Below are 21,217 nucleotides of genomic sequence, written 5' to 3' on the forward strand. Positions count from 1 at the left end.
CTATGTTGTATATAGTTATATTCTTTTTGGGATTTTCATTCTTTCTTTATGCACTTTTAGGAGGAGCCGATTATGGTGCAGGAATCGTAGAATTATTCTCATCGGAAAAGAATCAGGAAATTACCAAAAAAACGATTTATAGAGTTATGGGACCAGTATGGGAAGCAAACCATATCTGGATCATTATTGTAATTGTGATTTTATGGATTGCATTTCCACAGTATTACAATGTGCTGGTAGTAAATTTGCACATTCCGTTAACCATAATGTTATTAGGAGTGACTTTAAGAGGGGTTGCATTTGTCTTTAGACATTATGATGCAGTTAAGGATGACTCACAATATATTTATGATCTATTATTTAAAATTTCTAGTTTAATAACTCCTATGTTTTTAGGAATGATATTCGGTGCTTTGATATCGGGTAGAATAGTTCTTTTGGATGCTAATCAAACACAAACTTTTTATGAGATATATGTCAGTTCGTGGACAGCACCATTAAGTATTTTAATAGGCGCTTTTTTTACAGCATTATGTGCCTTTTTATCATCGGTTTTATTAATAGGAGAAGCCGCTCCAGAAAATGAAAAGATGTATAGAAGAAAATCTACTATAGCAACAATAGTAGTAGTACTTCTAGGATTAATTACATTGAGTTATGGTTATGTAACCGAAAATAAATTTATTATAGATTTCTTACATCATCGTTTTGCTTTAGTTATTGTTGGTATTTCAGCAATAGTATTAATTCCGTTATGGAAATCGATTAGAAAAGGGAATAAGATATGGAGTAGATTTTATGCAGGTTTACAAATGTTTTTAATATTATTTGCGATTGCAATGTCTCATTATCCCAATATGATTATTACACGTACCGGAAGTTTGAGTTTACTTGATGGAGTTGCGCCAGAAGCTGTAATACAAACTCTAGGAATAGCTTTGATAATAGGAGGAAGTATTATTTTACCAGGCCTGTTTCATTTATTAAAATCATTTAAAATGATTAAAATACTTGAACGATAAAATATATAACCCCAATGAGAAACATTGGGGTTAATGAAAACACATAAAAAGTAATTGAAGGATACAGTTACTTTTTTACTATAAACTTATTAAGAAATGAATAAGTGAGTAGTGCACTTAAAAAAGCCCCACTAAAGCACACTACTACTTATCCATAATTTGGTTAAGATTGTAATTATGAACAGATATTAACTTCTTAACCCACTTGATTTAAATATAAGTATAAGATGATAGAGATAACATGTATGATTTAATACTGGGGAAAATAACATAAACCATACATGTTATTAATGTAAGTTGATAAATACTATTTGTGATTACAAGGGGCAAATCAAACAAAGATAAAGTCTCATTACCAATGATAAAGGCAATAGTATAAATAGTAATTATTGTTAATACATATTTTTGATTTTTTAATGATTGCATATAACTGTAATATATTTTTTGATTGAGCACAAAGTAAAAGTAACCTAAAAGTCACATGAATTAAAACAAGAATCTATATACGCCCAAAATAAATGTATATTCGTTTGTGTTTAAATTTAAATTTGTTTTTTAAGAGTGGAATAAAACCGTAATTATTTCATCTTTTTTACGAGTAGAAACAGGTATTTTAACACCGTTTTTAAGAATTAAAAAACCCTTTTTATCAAAACAATCTACAAATGCAGTATTGATGATATACGATTGATGTGTTCTAATAAAGTTATTTTTAGGCAGTTGCTTTTCAAAATCTTTAAGCGGTTTTGATGCCAAAAAATGACGATTATCATTAAGATAGAAAGTCGTATATCCTTTATCAGACTTACAATATAAGAGTGTATTTAAGTCAATAAACTGAAGACTGTTTTGTAGTTTTAAAACTAATCTGTCTTTTTGATAATCCAATTGTTTAGGAGTAGTACTTGTATTGTGGTTAGAAAGTACTTTATATATAGCCGCTTCTAACTCTTCTGGATCAATAGGTTTTAAAATATAATCTACGGCATTGTTTTTTATAGCGCGGAGTGCATATTTTTCGTGAGCAGTAATAAAAATAACTTTAAAATTGACTTCGTCTATAGCTTTAAGAACATCAAAAGCTGTTCCACCATCAATATCGATATCCATTAAAATAAGTTCTGGAGAGATAATTTTAATAGTTTCAATGGCATCATGAACAGAGCTACTTTCTCCGATGATTTCTATGGGAATAGCTAAAGTTCTAATATACGCTTTTAATGAAGCTCTGATGTATGGTTCGTTTTCAATAATTAAAGTCTTCATTTGCAATAATTTTGTAAGGAATAGTTATAGTGATTACAGTACCATTTTTGCCATAAATAGTATTGTCTTTAATGATTAAGTTTCCGGGTGATTTCAATTGTTTTGATAATAGTGATAGGCGCTTGGTAGTAATAATTGTAGAAACTCCTTTTTTACCACCTGTTTTTTTATTCTTTTTAGAAAAATTAATGCCGACACCATTATCAATTAAAGTACAAATAAGACTTTCGTTTTCTAATGAAATGCTCAGATGTATAGAAAAGTTTTTATTATTTTCTTGATACCCATGTTCAATAGCATTTTCTATAAATGGTTGGATGATCATAGGAGGAATTCTAATAGTATCTGTAGCTATTGATTGATCTATATGAATTGAGTATGTAAAAGCATGATTAGTGCGTTCTAACTGTAAGTCTAAGTATAGCTGAATTACTTTTAATTCTTGAGAAAGCTGTACTATTTTTGATCTGGAATTTTCTAAGACTAAACGAATAAGTTTAGATAGTTTGGCTATATAAATAGAGGCTTTATGAGCTTTATTGCTCAATATCATACCTTGAACTATAGCTAGCGAATTAAAAATAAAATGAGGAGTCATTTGCGAGCGTAATAGTTGTTGCTCAACTAGACTATTTTTATGTGTTGTTTTTAAATTCTTTAAAACAAGAAAAAAGATAATCGATCCAGCTACAATAATACATAGTAATAAAAGAATAATTCCCCATAATTGGTATCTCTTTGAACGCTCTAGTTCATTGTTTTTTAGTTTTATAGTATGTTGTAATTCTTTTTCTTTTAAATGAGCGTTTTTGAGTTGTTTTATCTCAGTGTTTAGGTTTTTTTGAAAAATTTGTTCGTTTATCTTTTGGAGAGAATCCAAATAAATTGCTGCGGTATCTAATTGTTTTAAGTTTTTATAAGCTGTAAAATAGTTTTCGAGAATTAAGCTCGAACCTCTTAAACTTTTAGAAAACATTCTAGTTGAATCTAGATATTGAATAGCTATTTGAGGTTTATTATGATCTAAATAAGTAGCAGCTATATTTGAATAATTTAGTAAAAGATCGCCAGTTTTATTTTCTTTATTAAGTTGCGTAGCTCTCTTAAAATAATATATAGCCGAATCATATTTTTTTATAGAAGAAAGTATGATACCAAAATTAGTAAAATAACCAGAAGCGTTAGGATCGCTTTTAAAATGTTTTAAATCAATGTTTTTTAAAATAGAATAGGCTTTTTGGTCATCACCTTGATCATGATATAAAAGTCCTAGTGAACTAAGTATTTTGGTTTTTTTAATAGAATCTTTAACGCTAAATAATTGGATTAAAGTTTGATGATTCTGGATGTTTTCTTCGGTTTGACCTAAATAATACAAAGGAATTCTACGTCGGTCATAAGCTTTGATTAGTTGGTTTGTATCATCAACTTCTCTTGCACGTTCAATCCAAGCATTGGTATAAAACAAAGCATTGGTATAATCTTTTTTGCGTATAAAAGCTTTAGTTAACACAGTATAATCGTCCCACGATAACTGTTGTTTTTGTTCTTTGGTCGTCAAAGAATCAATAATCGAAGTTGTATTTTGTTGAGGATATAAAAAATGAAAGCATATAAAAATGAAAAAGATTGATAGAATGTATTTTAACTTCATAGGGGGGCTTTAAAGTAGTAAAGCTAAAATAAGAATAAAATGAATAGATATCACTATTGTTTTTACGAAATAAGAAAATGATTATTCATTTGTATATTATGTTGATTAAAAGTGGTATACATGAGATTGTTGATGAGATATTATTAAAATATTTTATAAAGATATAGTATGGTTATGCGTTAATAACATGATAAATATCTTTGTAGAATATTTACCATGTTATTGAATAATTTTAAAGTCTACTACCTAATTCAAAGGAACATTGTAATTCTTTACAATGCGCACCATATTCTTGACATTGTCCATTATAGAAGCATTTTTTTTCACCGCCTTGGATAGCCAATTGTTGCTTTTTATTTAATACATGTGTATGATTTAATTTTAAGATGTTATTTAACATGAGTAATAGTTTTTAAGTGGTTTATGTGATTAAAAAAATAGGATAGAAATTGCAAACACAATTCCTATCCTATATAGAAGTTTAATGTCTTTTAACAAGGATCAATAAAAGCACATTCAGATTCAGCACATTGTCGACCAAAAGCTATACATTCACCATTAACTTTACATTTCATTCTGCCTCCTTGGACAGCACGTTGTTGTTTCTTCTCTAATTTTTTGATTCCGTCTAAATTTAAAATGTTTTTTAACATATCTTTATTTTTAAAATGATTTGTATTTAAATTTAATTAAAAAACAGTAATTGATACAGGTGTTTTTCCGTATAATATAAATGGGTTTTAAGTAATTATTTTGAGCAAAATATTGATATATAATGTTTATGTTTAATTAAATAAAAGACAGTAAAAAGAAATGTTATGGGGTTAAGAGGATATTATTTAAGCAATAAAGCCTCAAGTTTGGCTAATCTAGCTTCGAGAACTTCATTTTTTTGCTGTTGCTTTTTTAATACTTCTTGTTGTTCAATTGTATATAGAGTTAATTCTTCGATTTTTTCTAGTAATTAGATTTCATAAATTCATTTCTTCTTTAGAAAAGCGGTCAACCCTATTTAGGTATATATAGATAACTTGTAAATATCTAAAAGAAAAGGCTATTAAGGAACAGTACCTTAAATAGCCTTTTGAAAGAAAAAAATAAAAAATAGTTTATGAGTTTATGTCTATATGATGCTTTTAGATTTCATGAACTCATATTTTTTAAAAGGGCGACCTTAAATAATAGTAGATTGTCCTACATGTATATTTTCAAAATTTATATTTGAGTCTTTAGGGTTTTCGATATAATCTGCAATAAAATCGCCTACTTTTTCAGTGGTTAATGGTGATTCTTCATTTAAATCTGGAGTGGTTAAATGAAGTTCTAATGCTTTTTCTACAGCTAGTTTAATCATTGTTGCTTCTTGATGTAAATCAAAATGTTCCAGAAGCATAGCAGCAGATAAAATAGCAGCTATAGGATTTGCAATACCTTTTCCTGTTGCTTGAGGAAAGGAACCATGTATAGGTTCAAACATACAGTATTTTTTACCTACAGATGCAGAGGCAAGTAATCCAATAGAACCACCAATAACACTAGCTTCATCAGAAATGATATCACCAAACATGTTTTCAGTTAAAATCACGTCAAATTGCTTGGGATTAAGAATCATTTGCATAGCAGCATTATCTACAAATAAATAGTCTAAGGCTACATCTGGATATTGTGAAGCCATATTACGAACTACTTTTCTCCACAAACGAGATGACTCTAATACGTTAGCTTTATCAACTAGCGTTAATTTCTTTCTTCTGTTTTGTGCAGCTTTAAAAGCTAAATGAGCAATACGTTCTATTTCTTCTACACTGTATTGACATAAATCAGAAGCTATAGTTCCAGCTTCATTTAATTTCTTTTCGCCAAAATAGATACCTCCTGTTAGCTCTCTATATATTGAAATATCTGTACCCTCTATAATGTCATATTTTAAAGGTGATTTATCAAGTAAAGTTTCATAAGCTTTTACAGGACGAATATTTGCAAATAAGCCTAACTCTTTTCTTAATTTTAATAAACCTTGTTCTGGTCTAACAGGAGCATTAGGATTATTATCATATTTAGGATCACCTATAGCACCGAATAGAACTGCATCGGTATTTTTACATAAGGATAAAGTTTCTTCGGGAAGAGGATCATTACAATGATCAATTGCTGTAGCTCCTACTAATGCATTTTTGAATAAAAAAGTATGGTTAAAGCTATGCGCAATGGCTTCTAATGCTTTTATGGCTTGAGCTGTCACTTCTGGACCTATACCATCACCTGCTAATACAGCTATATTTAATTTCATAAGTATACAATTTTAGAAACCATTGATATGGTTAATGTACTATTTAATTTTATTAAGTTTAATAAGAGCGTTCTTGCTCAAATTGTATTATCGCTTCTTTATTGCTTACTAAAAAGTCTATGTCATCATATCCATTTAATAAACACGTTTTTTTATAGGAGTTAATTTCAAATGTTGTTGAAATATCAGTTCCTATAATAGTTAATGTTTGTGTTTCTAGATTAACTGTAAATTCAGTGTTAGGATTTTGATCAATAGCTTCAAAAAGTTGTGATAAAAAAGTAGGTGATACTTGTATAGGTAACACTCCATTATTTAAAGCATTTCCTTTAAAAATATCAGCAAAGAAACTTGAGATCACAACTTTAAAACCATAATCATGAATAGCCCAAGCGGCATGTTCACGACTAGAACCGCAACCAAAATTATCTCCAGCAATTAATACTTTTCCGCTATATTTTGAATCATTAAGAGAAAAATCTGTATTGATCGTTCCGTCTTTATGAAAACGCCAATCTTTAAACAAATTCTCTCCAAATCCTTCTCTGCTTGTAGCTTTTAAAAAACGAGCAGGGATAATTTGATCGGTATCTATATTTTCGATAGCCAATGGAACTGCTGTTGAGGTTAATGTTGAAAATTTTTCCATGACTAGTTTAATTGTTTTGTAATGTCAATAATTTTACCTTCTATAGCTGTAGCGGCTGCCACTAAAGGACTAGCTAAAATAGTTCTGGAACCTTGCCCTTGTCTACCTTCAAAATTTCTATTTGAAGTAGAAACACAATATTCACCTTCAGGAATTTTATCATCATTCATTGCTAAACAAGCTGAACATCCCGGTTGACGAAGTTGAAAACCTGCTTCTTCAAAAATGTCTTGTAAACCTTCGTTGACAATTTGTTGTGCTACTTGTTGAGATCCAGGAACAAACCAAGCAGTTACATTAGAGGCCTTTTGTTTCCCTTTTATATAATCTGCAGCGACTCTAAAGTCTTCTATACGACTATTGGTACAGCTTCCTATAAAAACATAGTTAACTTCTTGATCAACTAGAGATTGTCCTTTTGAAAAATTCATGTATTGTAATGCTTTTTCAAAGCTTGGATCGTTTTCTATAGGAATTTGTTCTGTGATTTTAATACCCATACCTGGATTTGTTCCATAGGTAAGCATAGGTTCTATATCTTCGGCATTAAAGTGGTATTCTTGATCAAATACGGCACCTTCGTCTGTAGCTAGCGTTTTCCAGTAAGCTACTTTTTTATCAAAATCATCTCCTTGAGGAGCAAACGTTTTTCCTTTTATATAGTCAAAAGTAGTTTGATCTGGTGCAATCATACCGCCACGAGCTCCCATTTCGATACTCATATTGCATACAGTCATTCTTCCTTCCATAGACATTTCTTGAAATACATTACCTGCATACTCACAGAAATATCCTGTACCAGAGTTAGTACCTAGTTTAGAAATAATATAAAGAATAACATCTTTTGGGAGTACACCCGGTTTTAATGTCCCGTTTACATTTACGCGTAGGCTTTTAGGTTTTTGTAATAATAAACATTGGCTAGCAAAAACTTGAGCTACTTGACTTGTACCAATTCCAAAAGCAATAGTACCAAACGCACCATGAGTAGAGGTATGGCTATCACCACATACCATAGTCATACCAGGTTGTGTAATTCCTAATTCTGGAGCAATGACATGAACAATACCATTGTATTCATGACCTAAACCGTATAACGTAATATTATTTTTTTTACAATTAATGGTTAATTGTTCTAATTGCTGTTTAGATAATACATCTTTTACAGGCAGATGTTGATCCTGAGTTGGGGTATTGTGATCTGCTGTAGCAACAATCTGATCTGGTCTAAAAACTGGAATATCTCGTTTTTCAAGTTCGTTAAACGCTTGTGGACTTGTTACTTCGTGTATTAAATGTTTATCGATATATAAAATTTGAGGACCATCTTGTATTTCTTTAACAACATGAGCATCCCATACTTTATCAAATAATGTCTTCTTCATTAAATTTAGCTTTAGCTATATAAAATCATTAAGCAGAAACGGCTACTGCTATGTTTGTATTATTCATAATAACATGAATATCTTCGTCATAAACTTCTTTCTTCTTATCTGCAAAATTTAAAAATTCTTTATAGGCAATATCAAGTTGAAGTTTAGTTAATTCATAACCAACTTTTTTTGCGCGATAAGCAAGTGCAGCTCGACCACTTCTAGCTGTAAGCACTATAGCAGATTCTGTTACACCTACTTCGGCAGGGTCAATTATTTCGTAAGTTTCACGATTTTTAATTACACCGTCTTGATGAATTCCAGAACTATGAGCAAAGGCATTTGCACCTACGATAGCTTTGTTAGGTTGTACTATCATTCCCATTTTATCTGAAACCATTAAACTAGTTTCGTATAATAATTTTGAATTGATATCAGTGTTTAACTGTAGGTAAGGATGTTGTTTCATAATCATGACAACTTCTTCTAGCGAAGTATTCCCTGCACGTTCACCTATACCATTGATAGTACATTCAATTTGACGAGCTCCATTAAGAACACCAGCAATAGAATTTGCAGTAGCTAATCCTAAATCATTATGACAATGGCATGAAATGGTTACCTTATCAATTCCAGTTACATTTTCTTTTAAATACTTAATCTTTTCTCCATATTCTTCTGGTAAACAATATCCAGTAGTATCAGGAATATTAAGTACAGTGACTCCTGCTTTGATCATGGCTTCGCATACTCGAGCTAAATACTCATTATTTGTACGTCCAGCATCTTCTGCATAGAATTCAACATCTTCTACAAATGATTTTGCATATTTTACTGCAGCTACACCACGTTCAATAATTTTTTCTGGTGTAGAATTAAATTTAAACTTGATATGAGATTCAGAAGTACCTATTCCAGTATGAATCCTAGGTCGTTTTGCATATTGCAAAGCTTCTGCAGCAACCTTAATATCATTCTCAACAGCTCGTGTAAGACCACATACTGTTGCGTTTTTTACTAGTTTTGCAATTTCTGATACCGAATTAAAATCACCTGGACTCGATACGGGAAATCCAGCTTCAATAACATCAACACCCAATAAATCGAGTTGTCTTGCTATGATTAATTTTTGTTGTGTGTTTAATTTACACCCTGGGACTTGTTCCCCATCTCTTAGGGTTGTGTCAAAAATTTGAACTTTGTTGGTACTCATAGCTATCTCAATTAAATTGTAAATGCACGCTTTTCTCTAAAGTTTTTTTAAATAAACCTGTAATAGATTTTATTTTCTGTTGCTAATTTATATTTTGGGAATCCTAAACAAAGGTTTTAAAAATGGTTTTTTACAATGGTTAAAACTTTATTTTTCAATGTAACTCTTTGTTTTCTAAATAATTAAAATGTTTTAACTTACAATGACTAATGACCAAAAAGATCCTTTGTTTGTTTTAGTGAAATCTTTATCTAAATCTGAAAAAAGACAATTCAAACTCTATGTAGGTAGGCTTGGAGTAAATTCTGATTCTAAATTTTTGGCATTGTTTAATCATATAGATAAATATGATGCTTTTGATGAACAACTTATTGTAAAAAAGGGTATTGTTAAGAAACAACAACTATCTAATTTAAAAGCACATTTATATAAGCAGATACTAATAAGTTTACGTCTTAATCCAGTACATCAAAATATTAGATCACAAATACGTGAACAGTTAGATTTTGCTACTATATTATATCATAAAGGTTTATATAAACAAAGTTTAAAGATTCTTGATAAGGCCAAAACTATAGCCAAAGAACATGAGGAAAACAATATAGCATATGAGATAGTAGAGTTTGAAAAACTTATAGAAACGCAATACATTACCAGAAGTATTAATTCTAGGGCAGATGAATTATCGATAGAAGCCAAAGAGTTGAGTATGAAGAATGTATTGACAAGTAGGTTGTCTAATTTGTCATTACAGTTGTATGGATTGATGCTTAAAACTGGATATGTTAAAAATGATGCTGAGCATCGTGAGATCACGACTTATTTTGAAAGTAAGTTACCTAAATACGAATGGGAAATGCTTGGTTTTAGAGAAAAGCTATGGTTGTATAAAGCACATCTTTGGTATAGTTTTACTACACAAGATTTTTTATCGTGTTATAAGTATTCAAAAAAATGGGTAGATCTTTTTGAAGAGTATCCCAAAATGATTAAAATTAATCCAGTATTCTATTTAAGAGGAAATCATTATTTGTTAGAATCTCTGTATTATATTAAAGATAGGGAACAGTTTAAAACGGTTTTGAATCGATTGGAAACAATAACGAGTTCAAAGGATTTTCCTATGGATGACAATATTGCTTCGTTAGTATTTTTATATACCTATAATAATAAGCTAAATCTTCATTTTTTGGAAGGAAGTTTTGAAGAAGGACTCCCGTTAGTGAATACTATACTTGAAGGATTGTCTTTGTATAAAAATAGATTAGATGATCATCACAATATGGTTTTGTATTATAAAATAGGATGTTTGTATTTTGGTACAGGAGATAATAGAATGTGTATCGAATATTTACAGAAAATCATCAATAACAAATCGTTAAAGATGCGAGAAGATTTGATGTGTTTTTCTAGAGTATTAAGTTTAGTAGCACATTATGAAGCAGGTTTGGATTATCATCTAGAAACTCAGCTTAAAGAAACGTATAAGTTTTTAATCAAAATGGATGATTTACATGAAGTTCAAAAAGAAATGATTAAGTTTTTAAGAAAGTTGGGAGATATTTTTCCTCATCAAATTAAAGATGAATTTAAAACATTGTATACTCGCTTAAAGCAGTATGAAAATCATCCATACGAAAAGAGAGCTTTTTTATATTTAGATATTTTATCTTGGTTAGAGAGTAAAATAGAATCAAAGCCTGTAGGCGAAATTATACGAGAGAAGGCCAAAGGATTAATGCGCTAAAGTCGAAATTAGAATTGGAAAATAAATACGTTAGGAATATACTGGAGCTTAACTTGGCGATGCTTTTGATAAGTACTTCAGGAGTTTTAGGAAGATATATAGAAATGTCTGTTCCTGTAATTATAGGTTATAGAGCCTTTTTTGCTGGAATATTTTTGTTTATTTTTTGTAATTGGAAAAAGTTATCACTTAAAATAGAACAAAAAGACATACTGCCAATTGTACTAAGTGGATTATTAATGGGTGGGCATTGGGTTACTTTTTTTTATGCGTTGAAATTGTCTAATGTAGCAATAGGAATGTTATCTATTTTTACCTATCCTGTATTAACAGCTTTATTAGAACCATTGTTATTGAAAACTAAATTTGAGAAAGCTCATTTATTATTGAGTATATTAGTGTTAATTGGTATCTATTTTTTAGTTCCTGATTTAGATTTTGAAAATCAATATACTAAGGCAGTTCTACTAGGAGTACTCTCTGCATTATGTTATGCACTGCGTAATTTAATTATGAAAACCAAAGTTGGTAACTATAATGGATCAGTATTGATGTGGTATCAATTAGTAATAACAGCTGTTATATTAGCACCATTTATCTTTTTATTAGATGGATCAAAAATTACTACACAATGGTTACCTACAGTAGTTTTGGCTTTGATTACTACAGCTATAGGGCATACCTTGTTTTTATTTAGTTTTAAACGATTTTCGATAACTACAGCCAGTATTATAAGTAGTACTCAGCCTGTTTATGGTATACTTTTGGGAGCTATTTTTCTTAAAGAAATCCCTAAAATGGATACATTAATAGGAGGAGTATTGATATTAAGTGCTGTTGTTATAGAAAGTATACGAGTATTTAAGAGTACAAAAACAAATTAATCATTGCATGCTTTCCATATAGCGTCGTTATTAGGTGTAGGAGCAATAAAAGTAATAGGTTCCTTTTTTACAGGATGAATAAAATTAAGTTTTCGAGCATGTAAATGAATACTACCATCTTTATTACTTCGATCTGCACCGTATTTTAAATCGCCTTTAATAGTACAACCGATACTAGATAGTTGTGATCTTATTTGATGATGTCTACCCGTATGCAAATCAATTTCTAAAAGGTGATAGCGTTGTAACTTTTTAAGAACACGATAGTCAAGGATAGCTTTTTTGCTATCTGTAACTTCTTTTGTGTGCGCATATGACTTATTTTGTTTTGGGTTTCGTTTAAGCCAATGAGTTAGACGGTCTTCCTTTTTAGGAGGTTGATTTTTTACAATAGCCCAGTATGTTTTTTGAGTTTCTTTGTTAGCAAATAATTTATTAAGACGAGTTAAGGCTTTACTAGTTTTTGCAAAAACAATAATACCTGTAGTAGGGCGATCTAATCTATGAACAACCCCTAGAAAAACAGCTCCAGGTTTATTGTATTTTTCTGCAATATATTCTTTAGTAATTTCACTTAATGGTTTATCACCTGTTTTATCACCTTGTACAATATCACCAGCACGCTTATTAATAACGATAAGGTGATTGTCTTCATAAATTACTTGAAGATTGTCTTTGGTAGAATGCATCAGCGTTAAACTAATATTGTTCTTTTTCGTTAGGGAAATCAAGAGATTTTACATCATCAATAAACTGACTAAAAGCAGTAGTCATTCCATTAAACAAATCCATATAACGTCTTAAGAATCTAGGATTAAATTCGTGAGTCATGCCTAGCATATCATGAGTTACCAAGACTTGACCATCAACACCATTACCAGCTCCGATACCTATTACAGGAATCGTTAAACTATCTGCAACTTCTTTGGCAAGTTTTGCAGGAACTTTTTCTAAAACAATAGCAAAACATCCTAATTTTTGAAGCAATAAAGCATCTTCTTTTAGCTTTTTAGCTTCAGCTTCTTCTTTGGCTCTTACGGTATAAGTACCAAATTTATAAATAGATTGAGGAGTGAGTCCCAGATGTCCCATTACAGGAATACCAGCATTTAAGATACGTTTAATAGAATCTTTAATTTCTTTTCCACCTTCCATTTTGACAGCATGACCACCAGATTCTTTCATAATACGTATAGCAGAACGTAAAGCTTCTTTAGGATCACTTTGATAGCTTCCAAAAGGAATATCAACAACAACGAGACAACGTTTGATAGCACGTATCACCGATTGTGCATGATAGATCATTTGATCCAATGTAATAGGTAATGTTGTTTCATGACCAGCCATTACATTAGAAGCAGAATCCCCAACCAAAATGACGTCTATACCAGAACTATCAATGATTTTTGCCATAGTATAATCATAGGCAGTAAGCATAGCTATTTTTTCATTATTAGCTTTCATCTCAATTAGAGACTTTACAGTAATACGTTTATAATCCTTTTTTGCTACAGACATGTTCAATTCTATTTATGGTGTAAATGTACATATTTTAAGGGTTTCTTTTATCCAAAATAATATCATATTATTTGATAATAAGATTGACAAGTATAGAAACAATTAAAAAGTGTATTTTTAATGCTTAAAATCAGGCGATAAATGAAAAAAGTAATCTTCAGTTTAGTAATAGTATTTTGTGTTTTTCATGTAAATGCACAAAAAAAAGCAAATCAAGATCATGTATCTCAGTATAAAAAGGAAGCTAAAAAAGCTGTTTTGACCTTTTTTGAAGGGTTTCATAAAGGAGATACCGCTATTATAAAAAAGGTGATTGATGATAAGATGATATTAAGAACTATTGTAGAGAAAGAAGGAACAAGAAAAGTAGCAGAGACACCAATGCATAAGTTTCTAGAAGTAATTCACAATAGGCCTAATACACAGCGATGGAATGAACAGTTATTATTATTTAAGATAGAAGCAGAAAGGGATATAGCTCAAATATGGACACCTTATGAATTTTATTTTAATGATAAATTTAGTCATTGTGGAATAAATACCTTTCAGTTATATCAAGATGGAAAAGGGTGGAAGATACTTAGTATCACAGATACGAGACATAAAGAAGGTTGTAAGTAAGTGGTTTTTATGAATTAGCTTATAGAAAAATGATTAAGGTTTCATAATCAATAGGCTTATAAAAACAACTCCATTATTAATGGCATGTAATAAAATAGACCAGATTAAATGATCATTCTTGATTTTAATCATACCACACATATGTCCTGCAAAAATACGAGGTACTATAAGTAGAAATAAAACAGTATTAATTTGAAAAGTATCTACATAGTTTAGAATATGTATTAGTCCAAACAATACAGAAGTAATCTGTAATACAATGATTTGATTTCTATATAAGAATAAGCGTATTTTTTGAATAAGTCCGAACGGAATTAATTGAGAATATCCATAACTTGAAGCTAAAATAGCAAAAAGCATTATAGAAAAGCGGTAATACCAATCTATAGAAGAGGGTAATAAAAATAAAAGAAGTACACCTGTAATCGAAGCTAAGAATAACGGAATTTCGTAGGATTTAGGTTTAATTAGGGTACGAAAAAGTCCTTCTTCTATTAATGGAGCAATAATCACTAAAGAGAAAAAAGCTTTTAGTTTGTTATTAGCAAATAATGCTATAATGTCATCTTGACTATATTGTTCAAAATCTAAGTCAGGAAATTTACTTTTAAAGAAAACTAAAAAGATACCAAACAGGAAATAGAGTCCAAATAATTTAAAATATTGTGTAATTAAATTTTTGGACTTAAGAGCTAGTACGTTATAGTTAGTCTCATTATTCATTAGCAATCACTCATTCCTACATTAATAGCCAAACCACCTTCACTAGTTTCTTTATACTTGGTATTCATGTCTTTGGCTGTTTCCCACATAGTATTGATCACTTTATCTAGTGGTACCTTTGCGTTTTTTGCATCTGTATCTAGTGCCATTTCACAAGCATTAATAGCTTTAATAGCTCCCATTGCATTACGTTCTATACATGGAATTTGAACTAGTCCACCAATAGGATCACAAGTAAGTCCTAAATGATGTTCCATTGCAATTTCGCTTGCCATAAGTACCTGTTCTGGAGCCCCCCCCATAAGTTCGGTCAAAGCTCCTGCGGCCATAGCAGAAGAAACACCTATTTCTGCTTGACAACCTCCCATAGCAGCAGAAATTGTAGCACCTTTTTTGAAAAGACTACCTATTTCACCAGCAACAAGCATAAATTGTTTTACATCATCAAAATTGGCATCGTGATTTTCGATAACCATATAATACATCATCACAGCAGGAATAACTCCAGCACTACCATTTGTAGGTGCTGTAACAACACGACCTAAAGAGGCGTTTACTTCGTTTACACTTAAAGCAAAACAAGAAACCCATTTTAAGATTTGTCTAAACTTTACTTCGGTATCTCTAATAGCGGCTATCCATTCGGTAGGATTATTATAAGGAGTATTACCTATTAATTTTTGGTGAGAATCATAAGCTCTACGTCTTACATTAAGTCCACCTGGTAAAGTCCCTTCTGTATGACAACCTGTATACATAGATTCTAACATAACTTTCCATACCGCAGCAATTCCGTCATTTATTTCTTCATCAGAACGGATAGAACGTTCATTTTCTAAAACAATTTCAGAAATCTTTTTGTTTTGAGTAGCACAATATTCCAAAAGCTCTGTAGCTTTTTGAATAGGGAAAGGAAATGTTTTAAAGTTTTCTTCTTTAGTAGTATCTTGTTTAGGTTCATCTTTAACTACAAAGCCTCCTCCAATAGAATAAAAGGTAGAAGCTATTTTTTCTCCATTTGATAAGAGTGCGTTAAAGGTGATACCATTTGGATGAAAATCCAGAAAATCACGATGAAAGATTACGTTTGTTTTTGGATCAAAAACAAGATCTTTTTCGCCGTTAAAACACAAAATATGTGTTTTTTGTATAGTATCTATTTCAGATGAAATACGATCAATAGGAATGGTCACAGGGTCATAACCTGCCAATCCCAAAATTGCTGCAAGATCTGTGGCATGACCTTTACCAGTTAATGACAAAGAGCCATATAAATCTACAGTAACAGTTTTTACCTCGTTATAAACATTGGCGGTTTTTAATTCTTGTATCCACTGCTGAGCTGCACGCCATGGACCTAAAGTATGAGAACTAGAAGGACCGACACCAATTTTGAGCATATCAAAAATACTGATACATTCCATAATTCGTAATCTTGGTATTAATTTTCGTGGTAAATATAGGATATTGGAATTTATATAGGTGTTTTTTTATGACATATTAATTAAAATGGATAAAATAATATGGTCAAAAATGAAAAAAATGCCATGTTATGAATGAAGTATTTCTAAAAAAATGACAAGCTGTCATACAAAAACTGTTGGCATAATCATTGACTTATACCAGGCAGTAGTAAATTTTTGAATAACACTTAAATAAAATAATATAACATATAAGGCTATGAGTAAGATTATAGGTATAGACTTAGGAACAACAAACTCATGTGTATCAGTGATGGAAGGGAATGATCCTGTAGTAATCACTAATTCTGAAGGAAAAAGAACAACACCATCTGTAATTGCTTTTGTAGAAGGAGGAGAAATTAAAGTAGGAGATCCTGCAAAGCGTCAAGCAGTAACAAACCCAACAAAAACTATCGCTTCTATTAAGCGTTTTATGGGGAATAAATTCTCTGAATCTACGAAAGAAGTTGAGAGAGTAGCTTATAAAGTAGTAAAGGGAGACAATGATACGCCACGAGTTGATATCGATGGACGTTTATATACACCACAAGAATTATCGGCAATGACACTTCAAAAAATGAAGAAGACTGCAGAAGAATTCTTGGATCAAGAAGTAACACGAGCTGTAATTACTGTACCAGCATACTTTAACGATGCTCAACGTCAGGCAACAAAAGAAGCTGGAGAAATTGCAGGATTAACTGTAGAAAGAATTATCAATGAGCCTACAGCTGCAGCTTTGGCTTATGGATTAGATAAAAAAGGAGAAGATCAGAAAATCGTTGTATTTGACTTTGGTGGTGGTACTCATGATGTTTCTATCCTTGAATTAGGAGATGGAGTATTTGAAGTATTGGCTACTGATGGAGATACTCACCTAGGAGGAGATGATGTTGATCAAAAAATTATTGATTGGTTAGCAGAAGAATTCAAAGGTGAAGAAAACATGGATTTACGTCAAGATCCAATGGCTTTACAACGTCTTAAAGAAGCTGCAGAAAAAGCTAAGATTGAATTATCATCTTCTGCACAAACAGAAATCAATTTACCATATATCACAGCTACTGCTAGTGGACCAAAACACTTAGTAAGAACATTAACAAAATCTAAATTTGATCAGTTAATTGATGATTTAGTAAAACGTACTATCGAGCCATGTAGAACTGCATTACAAAATGCTGGATTATCTACTAGCGATATAGATGAAATCATTTTAGTAGGAGGATCAACTCGTATCCCTGCTGTACAAGAAGCTGTAGAAAAGTTCTTTGGTAAAGCGCCAAGTAAAGGAGTAAACCCAGATGAGGTAGTTGCTGTAGGAGCTGCTATCCAAGGAGGTGTATTAACTGGAGATATCAAGGATGTATTATTATTAGATGTTACTCCGTTATCTTTAGGTATTGAAACTATGGGTAATGTAATGACTAAGCTTATCGAAGCGAATACTACTATCCCAACAAAGAAATCTCAAGTATTCTCAACGGCAGCAGATAATCAACCATCGGTAGAGATTCACGTATTACAAGGTGAACGTCCAATGGCAGCTGATAATAAAACAATTGGTCGTTTCCACTTAGATGGTATTCCACCAGCAAAAAGAGGAACACCTCAAATCGAAGTAACATTTGATATCGATGCAAACGGAATTATCAAAGTAAGCGCTACTGATAAAGCTACAAACAAAACTCAAGATATTCGTATCGAAGCATCTTCTGGATTAACTGAAGAGGAAATCCAAAGAATGAAGAATGAAGCAGAAGCTAATGCAGAAGCAGATAAAAAAGCTAAAGAAACTGCAGATAAACTAAATGAAGCTGATGGAATGATTTTCCAAACTGATAAGCAATTAGAAGAATTTGGAGATAAATTATCAGACGATAAGAAAAAGCCAATTCAAGATGCTTTAGAAGAATTAAAGAAAGCTTACGAAACTAAAGATATCGCTATAATTCAACCAGCTCTTGATAAAATCAATGAAGCATGGAAAGTAGCTAGCGAAGAAATGTACAAGGCACAAGCTGAAGCACAACAAGGTGGAGCAGCAGGACCTGACGCTGGAGCAGGAGCTCAACAACAAGGTGGAGGTGAAGCTAGTGATGTAGAAGATGTAGACTTTGAAGAAGTAAAATAATTTACAATTCTATAGATATAAAAAACGCGCTTATTATAAGCGCGTTTTTTATATCTTAATATTATTGGATTCTCTACCTAATTTAATATCATTTTCTATGATGGCTTTTGATTTTTCGACGATCTTGATAATCCCATAGGAAATGAGCCAAGAAGCAAAAAGAGAGATAAACTCCAGCAGAAAAACATAATGCCAAGAGGTAATTATAATCTAAGTTTTTTAGAATAGGCATGTCGTCTTCTCCATAAAAAGGAGCTAAAGGAATAAAAAAGAGTCCAAAAAGAATAACCAAAACGAGGTTTCTTTTAATAAAACTCATTTGAGATTCAAGTTGTTTAATTTTCCCTTCAATAACAATTGAACGATTCTCTTGATAAGAAGTCATAGTGATATGTTGATTTGATTTGATGAATGAATTTATGGTGCTAAAATAGTAACAACTATTATAATGGATTTAGATATGCTAACAAAAACGTAGTGAATTTAAGATAAATTAACTTTAATATTATTCAAGTTTTTTGATGAGTTCAAAACCAAAATTCTTTCTAAAATTACTGCTTTGACCATGATTCAATACATCAATAAGTTTTTATTTGAAAGAAATATCAACAATCTTAAAATTAATATAGCCTAAATGCACCACGGGTTCATTGAATATATTTTTTAGTTCTATTTGAATAAATATAGTTTTTATTATTTAGTATCATCAATTAAAGATGTCCAAATACTAAGCTTGTTATTCTCGTATCGTGTCCATATAGGTCTAACTATACCATTATGAGCACTTATGTTATTATAATCTCCAAAAAAAGGACAACCTGTAGGATCAAAAGGACTATCTGATATAGTGGTATTAGTAAAAGTCTTTCCACCGTTTTTAGAAACTGCCAAAACAACATCTGTTTTACTATCAGTATAAGCACTTCTATCATAGTAAATAATATAGATATAACCAGTAGAAGGATCAACGCTCATCCATGTCAAAAATTGATGAGTTTGTGTTTGATCAGTATTCACTCGTATCGGTTTAGACCAAGTTTTACCTTCATCGGTAGATTTCGCAATAAAAACATCAGTATTTTCTTCAGATAATTGATCTGTCCAGTTAACATAAATAGTTCCTTTATAAGGAGAATCAGAATTATCTACAGCAGTTACTGGCATTCCGTTTGTTCTATTAACAGAAGGAATGTTAAAAGTCCAGCCTGATTTTTGAGGAGAAATTATAATATCATTATCTAGCCATGTTTTTCCATTATCAGTACTTTTATCAAACCAAATTTGATTTTTATAACTCCAAGCAACATAAATATTTTTACCGTCGCTAGCAGGAACAGCGCCTTCTACTGTGTTATTATCATCTATGCAATTACCATCAAATTGATTAATAGCGATAGGAGTGGACCAAGAATCTCCCTCATCTTTTGAACTAGAAAATAAGATGCGTGTTTTATGATTAGGATCATCACTACCGTATTGATCAAATTCTGTCCAAGTGAGGTATATTTCGTTTGTTTTAGGATTTACTGTAGCCCATTCTTTGTCTTGCTGTTTAGGGGGATTATGACCAATACCTATACCATCTGTCCAGGTATTTCCATCATCTGTACTTTTTTGAACAACCATTCTATCCAAAATACGATTACTTTTCCAGTTAGTTCCATCTGGATCACTAAGATGAAAGTAGTAAAAATTACCTTTGGTATCGGCAGTAATTACAGGATCTCCCCATATCCCAAGAGAAGAAGATAATCGTTTTGTCTGCCATGTAGCACCTCCATCATTAGAGTGATGTACAAAATCGATTATACTACCTGCAACAATGGCTTTAGGATTTTTAGGGTTTATAAAAATACTAGGTTCGCATGGACCAAGACCATTACCTGTAGATTCATATATCTTAACATTTTTAAAAGATTTTTTTTGGAATGTTTTTTGGTTTGAAGTATCAGAATGTTGCACATGAATGCATGAGGAACATAAAAAGAGGAGCCCAATGGCAAGATAAAAACGATTTAACATGTTTCTGAAAATTTTGTTATCAAATAAATGATGGTACATTTATGGTCAACAAAAATAAAGAACTCAAATAAAGTATAATAAAAAGGAAAGATTTAAAATATAATGCAAATAAAGAAAATTACAGGATTGGTAATATTACTATTTATTATGAGTAGTTATACTACAGTACATAAGTTTTATGTGAGTGTAACGCAAATTGACTATAATGAAAGTAAAAAAAGTGTAGAAATTATTTCTAGAATATTTATTGATGATTTTGAGAAATTATTAAAAGAACGTTATGATGAATCTATCGAATTGATGAATAAAGATGAAGAAAAAGAGAAGAATATAGATTATTATATCAATGTTTATTTAGCTCAGAAATTAAAGATAGAAATAAATGGAAAACCTATTAAATATACTTTTTTAGGAAAACAATATGATAATGATATCATGTTATGTTATTTAGAAATAGAAGGAATTAATTCATTTAACGAAATTGTTGTAGAGAATAAAGTTTTAATGGAAGTTTTTGAAGAACAACAAAATATCATTCATGTTAAAAAAGGAAAAACAAGAAAAAGTTTAATTTTAGAAAGAGAAAATGATAAGGGGCTGTTAAATTTTAGTAAATAAAAGGTAAAACTTCTGAGAAAAAA

At 30.9% G+C, this 21,217-nt stretch carries 20 protein-coding genes and 1 pseudogene; 7 read left to right on the forward strand and 14 right to left on the reverse strand.

The window, feature by feature from the left end; translation table 11 throughout:
- Positions 1-2: 2 nt before the first annotated feature.
- The gene (locus ACYEKI_RS14170; RefSeq protein ID WP_459211853.1) at positions 3-1,022 is read left to right on the forward strand and encodes a cytochrome d ubiquinol oxidase subunit II; all 1,020 of its coding nucleotides are present in this window, start codon (positions 3-5) and stop codon (positions 1,020-1,022) included.
- Between the two features lie 555 nt (positions 1,023-1,577).
- Here ACYEKI_RS14170 and ACYEKI_RS14175 read toward each other — a convergent pair.
- The 8 genes from ACYEKI_RS14175 to ACYEKI_RS14210 all read right to left on the reverse strand — a co-directional run bounded on the left by ACYEKI_RS14175 (position 1,578) and on the right by ACYEKI_RS14210 (position 9,467).
- Positions 1,578-2,288 (reverse strand): LytR/AlgR family response regulator transcription factor, encoded by a 711-nt coding sequence (locus tag ACYEKI_RS14175; RefSeq protein ID WP_459211854.1) that lies wholly within the window; start codon positions 2,286-2,288, stop codon positions 1,578-1,580.
- Positions 2,269-3,942: a tetratricopeptide repeat-containing sensor histidine kinase gene (locus ACYEKI_RS14180; RefSeq protein WP_459211855.1), complete on the reverse strand. Its 1,674-nt coding sequence runs from the start codon at positions 3,940-3,942 to the stop codon at positions 2,269-2,271. Before ACYEKI_RS14180 ends, ACYEKI_RS14175 begins: the two co-directional genes overlap by 20 nt.
- Positions 3,943-4,174: 232 nt before the next feature.
- Positions 4,175-4,342, reverse strand: coding sequence for a hypothetical protein (locus tag ACYEKI_RS14185; protein ID WP_459211856.1), 168 nt, complete (start codon positions 4,340-4,342; stop codon positions 4,175-4,177).
- 91 nt (positions 4,343-4,433) lie between these two features.
- Positions 4,434-4,595 (reverse strand): hypothetical protein, encoded by a 162-nt coding sequence (locus ACYEKI_RS14190; RefSeq protein ID WP_459211857.1) that lies wholly within the window; start codon positions 4,593-4,595, stop codon positions 4,434-4,436.
- Between the two features lie 521 nt (positions 4,596-5,116).
- The gene (gene leuB, locus ACYEKI_RS14195; RefSeq protein WP_459211858.1) at positions 5,117-6,232 is read right to left on the reverse strand and encodes a 3-isopropylmalate dehydrogenase; all 1,116 of its coding nucleotides are present in this window, start codon (positions 6,230-6,232) and stop codon (positions 5,117-5,119) included.
- Between the two features lie 58 nt (positions 6,233-6,290).
- The gene (leuD, locus tag ACYEKI_RS14200; protein WP_459211859.1) at positions 6,291-6,881 is read right to left on the reverse strand and encodes a 3-isopropylmalate dehydratase small subunit; all 591 of its coding nucleotides are present in this window, start codon (positions 6,879-6,881) and stop codon (positions 6,291-6,293) included.
- Positions 6,882-6,883: 2 nt separating this feature from the next.
- Positions 6,884-8,266 (reverse strand): 3-isopropylmalate dehydratase large subunit, encoded by a 1,383-nt coding sequence (leuC, locus tag ACYEKI_RS14205; RefSeq protein ID WP_459211860.1) that lies wholly within the window; start codon positions 8,264-8,266, stop codon positions 6,884-6,886.
- 28 nt (positions 8,267-8,294) lie between these two features.
- Entirely contained in the window at positions 8,295-9,467 is a 1,173-nt protein-coding gene (locus ACYEKI_RS14210; RefSeq protein ID WP_459211861.1) for a 2-isopropylmalate synthase, read from the reverse strand.
- A 202-nt stretch (positions 9,468-9,669) separates the two neighbouring features.
- Between ACYEKI_RS14210 and ACYEKI_RS14215 the strand changes: the two genes are divergently transcribed.
- Positions 9,670-11,214, forward strand: coding sequence for a hypothetical protein (locus ACYEKI_RS14215; protein WP_459211862.1), 1,545 nt, complete (start codon positions 9,670-9,672; stop codon positions 11,212-11,214).
- A 14-nt stretch (positions 11,215-11,228) separates the two neighbouring features.
- Entirely contained in the window at positions 11,229-12,098 is an 870-nt protein-coding gene (locus ACYEKI_RS14220; RefSeq protein WP_459211863.1) for a DMT family transporter, read from the forward strand.
- Here the strand turns inward: ACYEKI_RS14220 and ACYEKI_RS14225 are convergent.
- Entirely contained in the window at positions 12,095-12,787 is a 693-nt protein-coding gene (locus tag ACYEKI_RS14225) for an RluA family pseudouridine synthase (RefSeq protein WP_459211864.1), read from the reverse strand. The genes ACYEKI_RS14220 and ACYEKI_RS14225 overlap by 4 nt on opposite strands.
- 10 nt (positions 12,788-12,797) lie before the next feature.
- Positions 12,798-13,616, reverse strand: a complete 819-nt coding sequence (panB, locus tag ACYEKI_RS14230; RefSeq protein WP_459211865.1) for a 3-methyl-2-oxobutanoate hydroxymethyltransferase — start codon at positions 13,614-13,616, stop codon at positions 12,798-12,800.
- Between the two features lie 141 nt (positions 13,617-13,757).
- Here panB and ACYEKI_RS14235 point away from each other — a divergent pair, with 141 nt between their 5' ends.
- Positions 13,758-14,237, forward strand: coding sequence for a nuclear transport factor 2 family protein (locus ACYEKI_RS14235; protein ID WP_459211866.1), 480 nt, complete (start codon positions 13,758-13,760; stop codon positions 14,235-14,237).
- Between the two features lie 33 nt (positions 14,238-14,270).
- Here the strand turns inward: ACYEKI_RS14235 and ACYEKI_RS14240 are convergent, their stop codons facing one another.
- Positions 14,271-14,960 carry a CPBP family glutamic-type intramembrane protease gene (locus tag ACYEKI_RS14240; RefSeq protein ID WP_459211867.1) on the reverse strand — a complete coding sequence of 230 codons (690 nt, stop codon included), beginning with the start codon at positions 14,958-14,960 and terminating at the stop codon, positions 14,271-14,273.
- Entirely contained in the window at positions 14,960-16,384 is a 1,425-nt protein-coding gene (locus tag ACYEKI_RS14245) for an L-serine ammonia-lyase (RefSeq protein ID WP_459211868.1), read from the reverse strand. The genes ACYEKI_RS14240 and ACYEKI_RS14245 overlap by 1 nt, the downstream gene beginning before the upstream one ends.
- Positions 16,385-16,640: 256 nt before the next feature.
- Here ACYEKI_RS14245 and dnaK point away from each other — a divergent pair, with 256 nt between their 5' ends.
- Entirely contained in the window at positions 16,641-18,554 is a 1,914-nt protein-coding gene (dnaK, locus tag ACYEKI_RS14250) for a molecular chaperone DnaK (protein ID WP_459211869.1), read from the forward strand.
- 88 nt (positions 18,555-18,642) lie between these two features.
- Here dnaK and ACYEKI_RS14255 read toward each other — a convergent pair whose 3' ends face one another.
- Positions 18,643-18,939 (reverse strand): hypothetical protein, encoded by a 297-nt coding sequence (locus tag ACYEKI_RS14255; protein ID WP_459211870.1) that lies wholly within the window; start codon positions 18,937-18,939, stop codon positions 18,643-18,645.
- 126 nt (positions 18,940-19,065) lie between these two features.
- On the opposite strand from ACYEKI_RS14255, the pseudogene ACYEKI_RS14260 reads away from it, so the two are divergent.
- Positions 19,066-19,188, forward strand: a pseudogene (locus ACYEKI_RS14260) (IS982 family transposase); the annotation flags it as partial.
- Positions 19,189-19,247: 59 nt separating this feature from the next.
- On the opposite strand, the gene ACYEKI_RS14265 reads toward ACYEKI_RS14260, so the two are convergent.
- Positions 19,248-20,576 (reverse strand): sialidase family protein, encoded by a 1,329-nt coding sequence (locus tag ACYEKI_RS14265; protein WP_459211871.1) that lies wholly within the window; start codon positions 20,574-20,576, stop codon positions 19,248-19,250.
- Positions 20,577-20,678: 102 nt separating this feature from the next.
- On the opposite strand from ACYEKI_RS14265, the gene ACYEKI_RS14270 reads away from it, so the two are divergent.
- Entirely contained in the window at positions 20,679-21,194 is a 516-nt protein-coding gene (locus ACYEKI_RS14270) for a DUF6702 family protein (RefSeq protein WP_459211872.1), read from the forward strand.
- Positions 21,195-21,217: the final 23 nt, after the last annotated feature.

The sequence above is a fragment of the Aquimarina rhabdastrellae genome (assembly GCA_947387485.1).
In the GTDB taxonomy this organism is placed as follows: Bacteria; Bacteroidota; Bacteroidia; order Flavobacteriales; family Flavobacteriaceae; genus Aquimarina.